13 protein-coding genes are annotated in these 14,842 nt (G+C 42.2%); 9 read left to right on the top strand and 4 right to left on the bottom strand.

Going from position 1 to position 14,842, the window contains the following annotated elements; genetic code table 11:
* Positions 1–141: 141 nt before the first annotated feature.
* From metE to AB5Y61_RS01940, 4 genes are all read left to right on the top strand, one after another.
* Positions 142–2,391, top strand: a complete 2,250-nt coding sequence (gene metE / locus AB5Y61_RS01925) for a 5-methyltetrahydropteroyltriglutamate--homocysteine S-methyltransferase (RefSeq protein WP_368402906.1) — start codon at positions 142–144, stop codon at positions 2,389–2,391.
* A gap of 111 nt (positions 2,392–2,502) precedes the next feature.
* Positions 2,503–3,363, top strand: a complete 861-nt coding sequence (gene metF, locus AB5Y61_RS01930) for a methylenetetrahydrofolate reductase [NAD(P)H] (RefSeq protein ID WP_368402908.1) — start codon at positions 2,503–2,505, stop codon at positions 3,361–3,363.
* A 516-nt stretch (positions 3,364–3,879) separates the two neighbouring features.
* Entirely contained in the window at positions 3,880–6,264 is a 2,385-nt protein-coding gene (locus tag AB5Y61_RS01935; RefSeq protein WP_368402910.1) for a phosphoketolase, read from the top strand.
* A 385-nt stretch (positions 6,265–6,649) separates the two neighbouring features.
* On the top strand, positions 6,650–7,189 hold the full coding sequence (locus AB5Y61_RS01940; RefSeq protein WP_368402912.1) for a biotin transporter BioY: 540 nt from the start codon (positions 6,650–6,652) through the stop codon (positions 7,187–7,189).
* Positions 7,190–7,235: 46 nt separating this feature from the next.
* On the opposite strand, the gene AB5Y61_RS01945 is transcribed toward AB5Y61_RS01940, so the two are convergent.
* On the bottom strand, positions 7,236–7,574 hold the full coding sequence (locus AB5Y61_RS01945) for a CHY zinc finger protein (protein WP_368402926.1): 339 nt from the start codon (positions 7,572–7,574) through the stop codon (positions 7,236–7,238).
* A gap of 431 nt (positions 7,575–8,005) precedes the next feature.
* Between AB5Y61_RS01945 and AB5Y61_RS01950 the strand changes: the two genes are divergently transcribed.
* Positions 8,006–10,102, top strand: a complete 2,097-nt coding sequence (locus AB5Y61_RS01950) for a surface-anchored 5'-nucleotidase (protein WP_368402914.1) — start codon at positions 8,006–8,008, stop codon at positions 10,100–10,102.
* A 279-nt stretch (positions 10,103–10,381) separates the two neighbouring features.
* Here AB5Y61_RS01950 and AB5Y61_RS01955 read toward each other — a convergent pair whose 3' ends face one another.
* From AB5Y61_RS01955 to AB5Y61_RS01965, 3 genes are read right to left on the bottom strand one after another with little or no spacing between them, the layout of a single operon-like run.
* Positions 10,382–10,789 (bottom strand): hypothetical protein, encoded by a 408-nt coding sequence (locus AB5Y61_RS01955; RefSeq protein ID WP_368402928.1) that lies wholly within the window; start codon positions 10,787–10,789, stop codon positions 10,382–10,384.
* On the bottom strand, positions 10,770–11,672 hold the full coding sequence (locus AB5Y61_RS01960; protein WP_368402916.1) for a phosphodiester glycosidase family protein: 903 nt from the start codon (positions 11,670–11,672) through the stop codon (positions 10,770–10,772). Before AB5Y61_RS01960 ends, AB5Y61_RS01955 begins: the two co-directional genes overlap by 20 nt.
* A complete protein-coding gene (locus tag AB5Y61_RS01965) occupies positions 11,659–12,711 on the bottom strand; it encodes a GtrA family protein (protein ID WP_368402918.1) in 1,053 nt (350 codons plus the stop codon). The genes AB5Y61_RS01960 and AB5Y61_RS01965 overlap by 14 nt, the downstream gene beginning before the upstream one ends.
* 303 nt (positions 12,712–13,014) lie before the next feature.
* On the opposite strand from AB5Y61_RS01965, the gene rpsF reads away from it, so the two are divergent.
* The 4 genes from rpsF (at position 13,015) to AB5Y61_RS01985 (ending at position 14,761) form a co-directional block, all read left to right on the top strand.
* Positions 13,015–13,305, top strand: a complete 291-nt coding sequence (gene rpsF / locus AB5Y61_RS01970) for a 30S ribosomal protein S6 (protein ID WP_003005040.1) — start codon at positions 13,015–13,017, stop codon at positions 13,303–13,305.
* Positions 13,306–13,325: 20 nt separating this feature from the next.
* Entirely contained in the window at positions 13,326–13,823 is a 498-nt protein-coding gene (locus AB5Y61_RS01975; RefSeq protein WP_003008622.1) for a single-stranded DNA-binding protein, read from the top strand.
* Between the two features lie 41 nt (positions 13,824–13,864).
* Positions 13,865–14,104, top strand: coding sequence for a 30S ribosomal protein S18 (gene rpsR, locus AB5Y61_RS01980; protein ID WP_000068664.1), 240 nt, complete (start codon positions 13,865–13,867; stop codon positions 14,102–14,104).
* Between the two features lie 135 nt (positions 14,105–14,239).
* Complete coding sequence (locus AB5Y61_RS01985) at positions 14,240–14,761, top strand: GNAT family N-acetyltransferase (RefSeq protein ID WP_368402920.1); 522 nt, start codon at positions 14,240–14,242, stop codon at positions 14,759–14,761.
* Positions 14,762–14,842 lie beyond the last annotated feature (81 nt).

Genomic DNA, 14,842 nt, shown 5'->3' on the forward strand with positions numbered 1-14,842 from the left:
TTTACTTTTGATCTCTGGTCCCAAGGCCTATTAAATCCGTGTTATAGTTTTTACCTATATCAAAATTCGTGTAAAAGCAATTATACAAGATGGCTATCTTCTGATATGATAGTGTCAATTAGAATTTTTGGAGGACACAACATGTCAACTACAATTATCGGTTTCCCACGTTTGGGTGAATTCCGTGAATTAAAATTTACAACTGAAAAATACTTTAGAAAAGAAATCTCAGCAGACGAGCTCTTGGCAGCTGCCAAAGACTTGCGTGCTAAACACTGGAACATTGTCAAAGAGCAAGGCATCTCAGAGATTCCTTCAAATGACTTCTCACATTACGACAATTTCCTTGATGCAGCCTTCCTTTTCAACGTCGTGCCTGCATCTGTTCAAAACTTGGATTTGACAGACCTTGAACAATACTTTGCTTTGGCGCGTGGTTACCAAGGTGAAAAAGGGGATGTGCGTGCCCTTCCAATGAAAAAATGGTTCAATACGAACTACCATTACATTGTTCCTAAATTTGAAAAAACAACAGAAGTGAAATTGGCTGGTCACAAGATTTTTGATGAGTACCAAGAAGCTAAAGAATTGGGAATCAACACTCGTCCGGTAGTGGTTGGACCATTCACTTTCCTTCAATTATCTGACTTTGAAGATGGTGTGAAAGCGGAAGACTTCGTCGACAGCCTGGCTGCTGCTTACCAAGAAGTCTTTGCAAAATTGGCAGAGCTTGGCGCGACTCGTATCCAACTCGATGAGCCAGCTCTTGTCAAAGATTTGTCAGCTGAAGAAAAAGCTCTCTTCTTGAACCTCTACAACAAACTCTTGGCGGACAAGAAAGGCCTTGAAGTCTTGATTCAAACCTACTTTGGTGATGTTCGTGATGTCTACAATGACCTTGTGAACTTGCCAGTAGATGGTATTGGTCTTGACTTTGTTGAAGGAAAGAAAACACTTGAATTGGTGAAAGGTGGCTTCCCAGCTGATAAGACCCTTTATGCTGGTATTGTGAATGGGAAAAACATCTGGCGCAATAACTATGAAAAGAGCTTAGAAATCCTGGATCAAGCTCCAGCTGAAAAGGTTGTCTTGACTACTTCTTGCTCCCTTCTTCATGTGCCATTTACAACTGCTAATGAAGAATTTGAACCAGCTATTTTGGACCACTTCGCCTTTGCGGTTGAAAAATTGGGTGAATTGCGTGACTTGGATGCCATCCGCAATGGCCAAGGAGATCAAGCTCTTGCTGCCAACAAAGAACTCTTTGCAACCGAACGTGTCGGAGCAAATGCTGAACTGCATGCTCGTATCGCAGCGTTGACAGAAGCAGACTACACTCGTTTGCCAGCTTTCGCAGAACGCGAAGAAATCCAAAAAGAATCCTTCAAACTTCCAGCGCTTCCAACAACAACCATCGGTTCATTCCCTCAAACGAAAGAAGTTCGTGCTAAACGTTTGGCCTTCCGTAAGGGTGAATTGACTCAAGAAGAATACGATGCCTTCCTTGCTGAAACAATTGATGAATGGATTAAATGGCAAGAAGAAGTTGGATTTGATGTGCTTGTACACGGTGAATTTGAACGGAACGACATGGTTGAGTACTTCGGTCAAAACTTGTCAGGTTACCTCTTCTCTAAAAACGGTTGGGTACAATCATACGGTATGCGTGGGGTTAAACCACCAATCATCTGGGGTGATGTCACTCGTCTCAACCCAATCACTGTGAAATGGTCTAGCTACGCACAAAGCCGTACGGACAAACCTGTTAAAGGGATGTTGACTGGACCTGTTACCATCCTTAACTGGTCATTCCCACGTGAAGATATCTCTATCAAGGATTCTACTCTTCAAATCGCTCTTGCCATTAAGGATGAAGTTCTTGACCTTGAAGCTGCAGGCGTGAAAATCATCCAAATCGACGAGGCTGCTCTTCGTGAAAAATTGCCACTCCGTCGTAGTGACTGGTACGAAGACTACCTTGACTGGGCGATTCCAGCCTTCCGTTTGGTACACTCAACAGTAGCACCAGACACACAAATCCACACGCACATGTGTTACTCAGAATTTACAGATATCATCCCAGCCATCGACAACTTGGATGCAGACGTCATCTCATTTGAGGCAAGCCGTTCAAACCTTGAAATCTTGGACGAACTCAAAGCCAAAAACTTCCAAACAGAAGTTGGACCTGGGGTATATGATATTCACTCACCACGTGTCCCACAAGACGGTGAAATTGATCACACTATCGAAGCGATCTTGGCGAAAGTACCAAGTGGCAAAGTTTGGATCAACCCTGACTGTGGTTTGAAGACTCGCGGAATTAAAGAAACAAAAGAAAGCTTGATCAAACTGGTTGAAGCCGCTAAAGAAGCGCGTGAACACTTGTAAGAAATTTGTAGAAAACCTTCTATATTGGTGTAGAAGGTTTTCACATCACTCTCTTGACAAAATTTAGTGGTTGCAGGACTTGGTCAAAGAAGTAAAAGAAAAGGAAAGAATATGTCACAACACACACCGTCTCTTTCATTTGAAGTTTTTCCTCCTAATCCTGCCGTAGGCAATGCAAATATCTTGCAGGCACTTGAAAGTATGCGGACCTTGGCGCCACACTTTATTAGTGTGACCGCTAGCAATAATAAATACAATATTAAAGAAACGACGGTTGCTTTAGCAGATCATATTCAAAACGACCTAGACATTCCAACCATAGCTCACTTGCCAGCAATCTACTTGACTAAGGATAAGGTTGCTGAGACTATTGCAGATTTGGATAAGGTTGGGGTTCAGAAAATCCTGGCTTTGCGTGGGGATATCATTCCTGATGTGGAGCCTCAAAAAGATTTCCGTTATGCTACAGACCTAATTGAATTCATTAAGGACCAGGCACCGCATTTTGAAATTATTGGGGCCTGCTATCCAGAGGGACATCCTGATTCGCCAAACCAAATCTCAGATATTCAACATCTCAAGAAAAAAGTGGATGCAGGTTGCTCAAGTCTTGTAACTCAGCTTTTCTTTGACAATGAGCGTTTCTATGATTTCCAAGACAAGTGTACCTTGGCTGGAATTGATGTGCCCATTCATGCAGGGATCATGCCAATCCTCAACCGTAACCAAGCGCTTCGTCTCTTGAAGACTTGTGAGAATATTCATCTTCCACGTAAGTTTAAGGCTATATTAGACAAGTATGAGAATGACCCTGAGTCACTCAGAGCAGCAGGACTTGCCTATGCTGTAGACCAAATTGTGGATTTGGTAACGCAAGATGTAGCAGGAATTCATCTATACACGATGAATAATGCAGAAGTTGCTCATCAAGTTCATCAGGCAACGAAAGCCCTTTTTCACCGCCAGGTCTAGCTTTAAGTAGGTTGATAGATCTATGAAAAAATAGGGAGAAGATTAGGAAAATCGAAAGAATGATCCTATCTTCTTCCTTTTAATTTTACTTAAACTAAAATCATTGAAAAAATAGTCCCTTATTTTATAGTGAAGCTAGCAATAAAATGGACTTTAAACTGGGTATCCATGCTGATGAGATTGTATCAATTGTGTTTTTTAAAATGGAAAAAAAGTGTTCTAAATTGAACACTATTTCAATACAGGACTTTGTTTGATTGTTAAAAACGATAAAGTCCGTTTGCAATGGATTTTTGTGAGAATAGTGAAGCCTATTTTAGATGAAAAAATTTGATATTCAAAGAATATTTTTCTTACTTTCTAATGTACAAAAAGTGAAAATCTTGATAGAATAGAAGTAATATTGAATATTTTCTTCAATATCATCTGTTTGACGCTGAAACAGATTGTTTAAACTATATAATAAAAATGAACAGGTTGATCAAAAGACCTGTCTAGAAATTGTGAGGAGACAATATGACTGTTGATTTTAACAGCAAAACATACTTGGATAAAGTGGATGCGTGGTGGCGCGCAGCAAACTATATTTCAGCTGCTCAAATGTACTTGAAAGACAACCCGTTGTTGAAACGTGAAGTGGTCGAAAACGACTTGAAGGCTCACCCAATCGGACACTGGGGAACTGTACCTGGTCAAAACTTTATTTACGCACACTTGAACCGTGCAATCAACAAGTATGACTTGGATATGTTCTACATTGAAGGACCAGGTCATGGTGGACAAGTAATGGTGTCCAACTCTTACTTAGATGGTTCTTATACAGAATTGAATCCAAATATCCCACAAAATGAAGAAGGATTTAAACACCTATGTAAAATCTTCTCATTCCCAGGAGGGATTGCTTCTCACGCGGCACCTGAAACTCCAGGATCTATCCACGAAGGTGGAGAACTTGGTTATGCTCTTTCTCACGCAGCTGGAGCTGTTTTAGATAATCCAGATGTGATTGCTGCAACCGTAATCGGTGATGGTGAAGGAGAAACTGGTCCATTGATGGCTGGTTGGTTGGCCAATACCTTCTTGAACCCAGTTAACGATGGTGCTGTTCTTCCAATCTTCTACCTCAACGGTGGGAAGATCCACAACCCAACGATCTTCGAACGCAAAACAGACGAAGAATTAGCCCTCTTCTTTGAAGGTCTTGGATGGAAACCAATCTTTGCAGACGTAACGGCTATTTCTGACGACCACGAAGCAGCTCATGCTTTGTTTGCAGAAAAATTGGACGAAGCGATTGAAGAAATCAAGAAAGTCCAAGCAGAAGCTCGTAAAGGTTCTGCAGAAGAAGCAACTCAACCAGTATACCCTGTCTTGATTGCTCGTATTCCTAAAGGTTGGACAGGTCCAAAAGCTTGGGAAGGAACACCAATTGAAGGTGGCTTCCGTGCTCACCAAGTGCCAATCCCAGTAGATGCTCACCACATGGAACATGTGGATGCTCTTCTTTCTTGGTTGGAATCATACCGTCCAGCTGAGTTGTTCGACGAAACTGGTAAATTAATTCCTGAAATTGCAGAAATCGCACCAAAAGGTGACCGTCGCATGGCGATGAATCCAATCACAAACGCAGGTGTCATCAAACCAATGGACACTGCTGATTGGAAGAAACATGCCTTCAAGATCGAAACACCAGGTGCTATCATGGCGCAAGATATGATCGAGTTTGGTAAGTATGCAGCAGATCTTGTGGATGCAAACCCAGACAACTTCCGTATCTTTGGACCAGATGAAACCAAATCAAACCGTCTTCAAGAAGTCTTCACTCGTACAAGCCGTCAATGGTTAGGACGTATGAAACCAGACTACGACGAAGCTTTGAGCCCTGCTGGACGTGTCATTGACTCTCAATTGTCAGAGCACCAAGCAGAAGGAATGCTGGAAGGATATGTCTTGACAGGTCGTCATGGCTTCTTCGCTTCTTACGAATCCTTCCTTCGTGTCGTAGACTCTATGATTACTCAACACTTCAAATGGTTGCGTAAATCGAAGACACATACGACATGGCGTAAAAACTACCCTGCCTTGAACTTGATTGCGACTTCAACAGTCTTCCAACAAGACCACAATGGCTACACTCACCAAGATCCAGGTATTTTGACTCACTTGGCTGAGAAAACTCCTGAATACATCCGTGAATACTTGCCAGCAGATACCAATAGCTTGCTTGCAGTGATGGATAAAGCCTTCAAGGCAGAAGACAAGGTAAACTTGATTGTTACTTCAAAACACCCACGTCCTCAATTCTACTCAGCTGATGAAGCGGAAGAATTGGTTCGTGAAGGATACAAGGTGATCGATTGGGCATCAACTGTGTCAGCAGATGAAGAGCCAGATCTTGTCATTGCAGCTGCAGGTACAGAGCCAAACCTTGAAGCTCTTGCAGCCATCACAATCTTGCACAAAGCCTTCCCAGAATTGAAGATCCGCTTTGTCAATGTGGTAGATATCTTGAAATTGCGTCATCCATCCGTTGATCCGCGTGGTCTTTCAGACGAAGAATTCGACAAAGTATTCACAACTGATAAGCCAGTGATCTTTGCTTTCCATGGTTATGAAGGTATGATCCGTGACATCTTCTTCAACCGTCACAACCATAACCTTCGTGTACATGGTTACCGTGAAAACGGAGATATCACAACACCATTCGATATGCGTGTGATGTCTGAATTAGATCGCTTCCAATTGGCACAAGATGCAGCCAATGCAGCTCTTGGAGCAGAAGCAGCTGAATTTGCAGCTCAAATGGACGAAACAATTGCCTTCCATAATGCTTACATCCGTGAACACGGTGATGATATTCCAGAAGTACACAACTGGAAATGGGAAAACGTAAATAACTAATAGAAAAAGCCGGTACAATCCGGCTTTTTTGTCTTATTCAGACCGTCTTTTACATTTTCACTTGCTTTTTTTGAAACAGTTAGGCGCTGTTTCATCAGTTTGTGGAAGTCTTCTATCCACAGAGGGTGGAATTACCTTGTGGATTACATCGATGATGCTAGCGGTAAAAGAACTTGATATTTTTTAAAAATATTTGATTAGCCCATCAGTAACTAGGTGAATGATTTCCTAAAAAAAGAATACTGGTAAGTGGGATTACTTGAAAAAGAAAATTACAAACAAATTCCAGTTTCTACAGTCAACCTGTTTTTATATCTTGGTTGACCATTAAGGGGTTGTTTGGTATAATAGGTTAACCATGTTCAAAAGTGAGGTTAACTAAAAAATGAAACAACATCATACTTTTTCAATTGTTCTTCCAGCTTTCGGAGCTGCTATTATTGCCGCATTGGCTCAAATAGTTATCCCGATTGGTGTCGTTCCCATCACATTACAGACCTTTGCTGTGGGGCTGGTGGCCGCTATTTTTAAACCAAGAGAAGCTGCATTAGCTGGACTCCTCTATCTTCTCTTAGGAGCTATTGGTTTACCAGTTTTTGCAGGTGGAGGAGGTGGCCTTCAATCCTTCGTTCAACCTTCTATAGGCTATTTGCTCGCCTATCCACTTTTTGCATTTGTCACTTCTAGACTGACTCATGCTACAGCTCCTATTTGGAAAAATTTCTTGGCTTTTGTTTTAGGTGATGCTCTTGTCTTTGTTGGAGGTATCATCAGTCTTCACTTCCTTGGCAATATGCCTTGGTCTGGTGCTATAGCTGTTGGTTTAGTGCCTTTTATCATTCCTGATCTTTTGAAAGGCCTTGTTGTCGCTTTGGTGATGAAACCCATTTTAAACTCTCTAAAAAATCATAGCTACTTCCAATAAAAAAAGATTGAAGGCTCTGTTCACACGAACAATGTCTTTAATCTTTTTATTTTGCAAAATAAATGTCATAGTGTTTTGAACAAGCTGGGTTAAACCGACTGTGACAATGAGGGCAAGAGACAGACTTTTGATAGTTTTCAATAGTCATTTCATGTAGACAAACACCACAGATAACTACCTTATCCTGCCTTAAGTGGCAAGGATAAGCCCGAAATTTATGATCCTCTATATGATCATGACATTGATAACAGGCATAATACTTTTGACAGTCATAGCATTTTAGGGCAAGAATATCTAGTGGAGAATGATAGTGTTGGCACCTACTTTCCTTGTCTACCAGGAGGCCATGAATTTGGGCTTCTGATAGACAAGGGGTAGAAGCGATTGCCTTACCCAGGACATCAGGTTCCTGCTTTCTGAAAGTTTTTCTAGTGATTGTACTTTTATTATTTTCCATAAATCACATTATAGCACAAAGGATTTGTATTGATAGGAGAAAAGTATAGTCGATTCATATGATTCATTGTGACTATCTTACTCTTAAACGTAACAACAGTTTTCAGTTCTTTTTTGATGAACCTTTAGGGACTGATTTTTTATTTTACAAGTTAAACTATAGATCTAGGAACTAAAGAAAAGACAGCTGGATATAAGTTCGGGAATCAAGCGTTTTCTAGAGAAAGATGGAAGAGTTTTCAAAGAAATGTTGAAGAAAAGCCGAAAAAATAGTAAAATGGAAGAGCTGATTGCAGCAAATCAACTGTTCTGCGTTCTCCTTTTTGGAGAAGTGTCCGACATTAGAAAATGGAGTATTTAATGAAGAAAAAAGTTGTCTTGAAAAGCAGTATCCTAGCAGTCGCTGCTGGTCTCAGTGTTTTTGCGATCAATAGTGTCTTTGCAGACGAATTGCCCGTGCAGTTCATGGGGGTCAATGACTTCCACGGTGCCTTGGAACAAACGGGGACAGCTCGTTTAGAAGGCGAAACTGTGAAAAACGCAGGAACAGCCCCACTTTTGGCAACCTATTTGAACGATTCGCAAAAAGACTTTGAAACGGAGAATGCCGGAACGCCAAATGCCAGCATCCGTGTGCAAGCTGGAGATATGGTCGGAGCTAGTCCAGCCAATTCTGCCCTTCTTCAAGATGAACCAACTGTAAAAGTCTTCAATGAAATGAACTTTGAATACGGAACTCTTGGTAATCACGAGTTTGACGAAGGACTTGGTGAATTCAACCGGATCATGAAGGGAGAAGCCCCAACACCTGGTCAATTCAATAAGATCGTCGATGAGTATCCTCATGAAGCTTCTAAACAAGAAGTCGTGATTGCTAACTTGGTCGACAAGGATACCAACAAAATCCCATTTGACTGGAAACCTTATACCATCAAAGAAATCCCAGTCAATGATAAGACCGTTAAGGTCGGATTTATCGGGGTTGTTACGACAGAATTCCCAAATCTTGTTTTGCGTAAAAATCATGAACAATACCGTGTTTTGGATGAAGCAGAATCCATTGCCAAATATGCGCGTGAATTAAATGACCAAGGTGTTCATGCTATCGCTGTCTTGGCCCACGTTGCTGCCACTAGTAAAAATGGAGTAGCAGAAGGTCCTGCCGCAGACATGATCAAAAAATTAAACCAGATCTATCCTGAAAACTCTGTGGACCTTGTCTTTGCAGGCCACAACCACCAATATACAAATGGGATGGTCGGAAATACCTTGATTGTGCAAGGAACTTCTCAAGGAAAGGCCTACTCTGATGTCCGTGGGGTCCTAGATACAGATACAGCTGACTTTGTCAAAGCCCCAACTGCTAAAATTATCGCTGTCGATCCTTCTAAAGGTAAAGCTAAAGATGCCAAGGTTCAAGCGATCATTGATGATGCTAATGCGACGGTTAAAAAAGTAACAGAAGCAAAAATCGGTACAGCAGACAAGGCTGAAAATATTACCCGTGAATTGAATGCGCAAAAAGAAAGTGCTGTTGGAGATTTGGTCACAGCAGCGCAACTAGATATTGCCAAAAAATCAGGTTATCCAGATGTTGACTTTGCCTTCACTAATAATGGAGGAATCCGTGCAGACCTCGTGGTGAAACCAGACGGAACAGTCACTTGGGGTGCAGCTCAAGCGGTGCAACCATTTGGAAATATCCTCCAAGTAGTCGAAATTACCGGAGACCAAATCTATAAAGCTTTGGACCAACAGTATGATGAGAAAGAACTTTACTTCTTGCAAATGGCAGGGATCAAGTACACCTATACAAAACCAGCCGATGCAACAGAAGAAAATCCATATAAGGTCGTGAAAGTCTACAAGGCAGATGGCACAGAAATTGATCGCAACAAGACCTACAAGGCGATTATCAACGACTTCTTGTATGGTGGTGGTGATGGCTTCTCAGTCTTCCGCGATACAAAATTGATCGGTGCGATTAATCCAGATACTGAAGTCTTTATCCAATACATCGAAGATGTGAATAAGGCAGGGAAGAAGTTATCTGCTTCAATCTTGGGTAACAAGACATTTGTGGAAAAAGTGGAAGAAGAAAAACCAACTCCAGAACCTCAACCACAACCGGAACCACAGCCATCGCCAGTTGATCCAGTAAGTCCTGTAAATCCAGTCCATCCTGTAGCTCCAGTGACTCCTACTACCCCAACACCTCAACCTGAAAACCCAGTAACTCCAGCTCAACCAGCTGCAAGCGAAACAAAAGAAGTAGCAAGTGTCAAACCAGTCGCTGTCACTTATCATACGGGTGGCCAAGCAGAAGTAGCTGCTACACCAGCAACAGGTCTTCCAAAAACAGGTCAAGAAGAATTGGCTTCCACAGTCCTTAGCCTCTTTGGCATGACCTCACTAGCTTTAGCAGGCTTTGTAGTCAGCAAAAAACGCGAAGGTTAACTGGGGATAGAAAGTATACAAACTGTTTTTGCATAAAAAATTAAATGATTCTGCAATAGATATCATTTACTCCTTACTGGGACTTTCCGCCGTGAGAAAAGTGCTTGAAACAATATTGTTTCAAGCACTCGGGAGTTTTGAAACTTTAGGTTCAAAACTAAGTCATGGAACTTTGAAGAAGTTCGCTGACGTCCGTTCTCACCTAAGGAAAGTTTCTCAGAATACTTTGACTTCAAACTAAAACGTCCGTTCTTTTAAGAAACGGACGTTTTTCATGTCTTAGGCTGTTTTCTCTATCCAGACACTGCGAACAAAGAAGAGGCTGATCAGAGCCAGTGCTAGAAAGGCAACTCCAAGGTAATAATAGGGCTGATCCATTGTGGTAGAGCGACCGGAGAGATTGACAATCCCTCGGTAGAGGGCTCCGGCTGTGAGCGTAGCCACTCCAGAATTCCAAAGATTGAGACTCAGGCGAGAGAGGCCTTTCACCATTAACTGTAGAGCCACTAGTAGGGCCCCACTGATAAAAGGAATCAAGAAGAGGTAGTGCATGAAGGCGGAAGTTTCGCCAAAACTAAAGTGTTCGTAGATGCGACTTCCGACAAAGAAAAATGCTGAGATTAGAGTGTACCAGAGGATGGTCTTTTTCAACCGTTGTTTAATAGGATTAGTAACCGATGTAGACAATGTCACTCACCGCCCTTTCTGAGATAGTACCATTTGTTGTTGGTTTGTTCATAACTTGGCCATTGAAGTAAAGGGTAGAAGATCCACCACCATCCAAGTTGTAGGCTGTTTTAACGCCATAAGACTTCATCACTTCCGCTAATTGGTAGAGAGATAGTCCTTCACTTTCTGAAGTCCGTCCATCTGACACGACGATAATGTAGTGGTTTTCATCGATGATCCCAATCGCTGTACGTGGGTTGGATGCCATGGATCGTCCAACTTCTGAGTTGGTGTCTACCGTAATCTCACCATTTTCAACTAAGGAAGGACCGAAGGCAAGGAGATTGACGACCCCGTCTTTGACCAATTGATCTGCAGAGATCTCATCTTCATAGATAATTTTGAAGGATCCATCTTTGTAAATGGCTAGGTCACCATTGCTTGAATCTTCCCGAACGGTATCGCGGTAGACCACTCCATTTCGGATGACGTATCCTGTACTGTTAGCCCCGTAATAGTCACCGTTCACTGCTAGAATAGCACTGTTGTTGGCGGCCGTGACGGAGGTCTTAGCCGTTACATTTGTCCCGTAGGTGTTTTGTGCAAAGGCTGTTTTGAGATAATCTGCCGAGCTGACTGTGATATCTGCGATGTAAACCTGGGTATTTTCAACTGTTTTTTCTGTTAAAGTCACCTGGATATTGTCATCTGAATAGCTAGTATCGGTCGTTGTAGCTGAAGCAGCTGCTTTTTTGGCTGCCTTAGTGTCCGTAGTAGTAGCTTTTACGGTTTGGATGGCATCGGATAAGACAAAGGTCTTGAGCATCGAGTAGCTAAAACTGCTGGTCAAAAGAAGGCCAAAGCAGGCAGCATAGGTATAGGATTTTTTAAAAAATTCCATGGTGGGGAGCTGTCCTTTCTTTGAAGATTACTTTTTTCTGGATCACCCATGAGACCAGAAAGAGGAGGAAGCCAACGACAATTTTACTGATCAGGAGATTGAGCCCGAAAGCAGTATAGAAGAGTCGAATCAAGAGCGTATCGAGAATAAAGAGGCCGAGGGCTAGACCAAAGTAGCCACTTCCTGTTTTAGCTACGCTGTCTTTATTCTTAAAGACCAGGTGCTTGTTAGTCGAGTAGTTAAAAATGGAACTCGTCACACGAGCGATCCCGTTCGCTAGGAGAATGCGAAGACTAATGGGCACAGCCATCATTACAAAAAGGAAGAAAGCGTAGACCAGATAGTCAACGATAAAACTACTCAGAGAGGAGAGGGCAAACTTAAACATGTCCTTGTAGATCATGAGACCATCTCGGATAGGACGGAAGTGGGAACCTTCATTGTCATTGATGTAGACTGTTTCAATCGGAACTTCTAGGATGGGGAAGGACTTGCTTGCTGAAAGGAGAACATTCATCTCATATTCATAACGCTGTCCGTCAACCTCAAGCATGAAAGGTAACATATTTGTAGTGAAGGCCCGTAAGCCAGTCTGAGTATCGCTGACTGCCACTCCCGTTTGTTGTTTAAACAAGAAGCGAGTCAATTTATTCCCGAAAGCAGAACGTAAAGGAACTTTTCCAGAGAAGGCGCGTGCTCCTAGAATAAGTGTTCCAGGATGTTCTTGAGATTGGTTAACAACCCTGAAAATATCCCAAATTTTGTGCTGACCGTCTGCATCAGCTGTAACAATGCTTCCATAGGTACCTCTTTCTAGGATGTATGCATAAGCAGTCTTGAGAGATTGCCCTTTTCCTTGGTTGTGCTCGTGGGTCAGGACTGTCGCAAGACCGTCCAATTTGTCAAAAATCACTTTCTTGTCGGCGTCACTTCCATCGTCGACGACGATGATTTCGAGATCGCTTTTAGCATGGACCAAGCGAACCAGTTTGACAAGATTCAGATCCGGTTGATAGGCGGGGATGATAAGATAATTCATAATCGTTCCTCGTTTCTTGAGATTTGTTGTAGCTAGTATAAAGACTCAAGCTTAAAGCTAACTGATATCAGTTTTCTTTAAGGAAAAGGGACAGGAAAGGAGTCTCTTTCCTTCTATTAATTGCCATTTTTAAGGGGAAGTTTCCCTTCAATATCGTAGGGTATATAAAAAATGATGTTTCAAATCCTAAAGATAATCCTTGCCTTTGTTCGAAAAGTCTGGTATAATAGTTTCTTGTGAGTAAACCTCACTTACCCCTTGCAAAGACTTGGGGTCATTAGTCCAAAAGGAGGAACATTATCAATGGCTAAATACGAAATTCTTTATATTATTCGTCCAAACATTGAAGAAGAAGCTAAAAACGCTTTGGTAGCACGTTTCGATTCTATCTTGACTGACAACGGTGCAACTGTTGTTGAATCAAAAGATTGGGAAAAACGTCGTCTTGCATACGAAATCCAAGATTTCCGTGAAGGACTTTACCATATCGTAAACGTTGAAGCGAACGACGCTGTAGCTCTTAACGAGTTCGACCGTCTTTCAAAAATCAACGGTGACATTCTTCGTCACATGATCGTAAAAGTTGACGCGTAAGAAATCATCCGAGGTGACTTATGATTAACAATGTTGTACTTGTCGGTCGTATGACCCGTGATGCTGAACTTCGCTACACTCCAAGCAATCAAGCAGTTGCTACTTTCAGCCTAGCTGTCAATCGCAACTTCAAGAGTCAAAATGGAGAGCGCGAAGCCGATTTCATCAACTGTGTGATCTGGCGTCAGCAAGCAGAAAACTTAGCCAACTGGGCTAAGAAAGGTGCTTTGATTGGGATTACCGGTCGCATTCAAACACGTAATTACGAAAACCAGCAAGGTCAACGTGTTTATGTCACTGAAGTCGTAGCAGACAGCTTCCAACTATTGGAAAGCCGTGCAGCACGCGAAGGGCATGCAGGTGGTGGCTATTCATCAGGCAACGGTGGTTTTGCTGGAAATGCAACCCCAAGCTTTGGTGGATCTGAACCAAGCAATGCAGCGCCAAACTTTGGTCGTGAAGAAAATCCATTTGGAGCGAATCCAATGGATATCTCAGACGACGATCTTCCATTCTAAGAATGGGTTTAACGAATTAAAACTATAAAGGAGAATTAAACATGGCTCAACAACGTCGTGGCGGATTCAAACGCCGTAAAAAAGTTGATTACATCGCAGCAAACAAAATCGAATATGTCGATTACAAAGATACTGAGCTTCTTAGCCGTTTCGTTTCAGAACGTGGGAAAATCCTTCCTCGTCGTGTAACTGGAACTTCAGCGAAGAACCAACGTAAAGTAACAACAGCTATCAAACGCGCTCGCGTAATGGCTTTGATGCCTTTCGTAAACGAAGATTAAAGAAAAGACCCGGTTGGGTCTTTTTTTCACGAGCATTGAAATGAAATAGTGAGTTAGTTCCGAGTGGACCTCTTTGACCTTTCCCGAGCTCTAATCATGTTATAATGAGGGAAGAAATGTATTAAGGAGGGAACCATGAAGGAAGGTGCGATCATCAGGAGGATGATAAAGGCAGATATTGAGCACATCTCTCAAGCCTTTATCCATCAAGGGTGGCCGGGTAGAGAGGATATCTTGACTGACTATTTGCAGGATCAGGAGAATGGAGAGAGGGAAGTATTAGTAGCTGAGTCGGATGGATTTGTGGCAGGCTATATCACAATATTGCCTTATGCCAAGCACGGTCCTTTCGTGGGAGCCTTTCCTGAACTATCTGATTTTAATGTTTTTGAGCCATTTAGAAATCGAGGAATTGGGAATCAACTCTTAGAGGAGGCAGAAAAAAGAATCTGCCTACTGTCAGAGATTGTTACTTTAGGGGTTGGTTTACACTCGGGTTATGGCCCAGCTCAAAGACTGTATGTCAAACGGGGCTATATCCCAGATGGATCTGGCGTTTGGTTTAGGGATCAGCCCTTGGACCCTTACAGTTCTTGTGAAAACAATGATGACTTAGTCCTCTATTTTTCAAAAAGATTGAACAATGATATGCAGTAAAACAAAAGAGGCTGGGACAAAAGTCCTAGCCTCTTAATTGTTTTTGGATTGTCGAGCAAGACGCAGTGGTTGAGTGGGCTC

This window comes from Streptococcus parasanguinis (assembly GCF_040908565.1).
Classification (GTDB): Bacteria; Bacillota; Bacilli; order Lactobacillales; family Streptococcaceae; genus Streptococcus; species Streptococcus parasanguinis_AC.

What these genes read in the sequence shown, in the direction of transcription:
- AB5Y61_RS01985 (WP_368402920.1), top strand. Translation starts at nt 14,240, where the DNA reads ATGAAGGAAGGTGCGATCATCAGGAGGATGATAAAGGCAGATATTGAG.
- AB5Y61_RS01965 (WP_368402918.1), bottom strand. Translation starts at nt 12,711, where the DNA reads ATGAATTATCTTATCATCCCCGCCTATCAACCGGATCTGAATCTTGTC.
- AB5Y61_RS01975 (WP_003008622.1), top strand. Translation starts at nt 13,326, where the DNA reads ATGATTAACAATGTTGTACTTGTCGGTCGTATGACCCGTGATGCTGAA.
- rpsF (WP_003005040.1), top strand. Translation starts at nt 13,015, where the DNA reads ATGGCTAAATACGAAATTCTTTATATTATTCGTCCAAACATTGAAGAA.
- metF (WP_368402908.1), top strand. Translation starts at nt 2,503, where the DNA reads ATGTCACAACACACACCGTCTCTTTCATTTGAAGTTTTTCCTCCTAAT.
- AB5Y61_RS01935 (WP_368402910.1), top strand. Translation starts at nt 3,880, where the DNA reads ATGACTGTTGATTTTAACAGCAAAACATACTTGGATAAAGTGGATGCG.
- AB5Y61_RS01960 (WP_368402916.1), bottom strand. Translation starts at nt 11,672, where the DNA reads ATGGAATTTTTTAAAAAATCCTATACCTATGCTGCCTGCTTTGGCCTT.
- AB5Y61_RS01940 (WP_368402912.1), top strand. Translation starts at nt 6,650, where the DNA reads ATGAAACAACATCATACTTTTTCAATTGTTCTTCCAGCTTTCGGAGCT.
- metE (WP_368402906.1), top strand. Translation starts at nt 142, where the DNA reads ATGTCAACTACAATTATCGGTTTCCCACGTTTGGGTGAATTCCGTGAA.
- rpsR (WP_000068664.1), top strand. Translation starts at nt 13,865, where the DNA reads ATGGCTCAACAACGTCGTGGCGGATTCAAACGCCGTAAAAAAGTTGAT.
- AB5Y61_RS01950 (WP_368402914.1), top strand. Translation starts at nt 8,006, where the DNA reads ATGAAGAAAAAAGTTGTCTTGAAAAGCAGTATCCTAGCAGTCGCTGCT.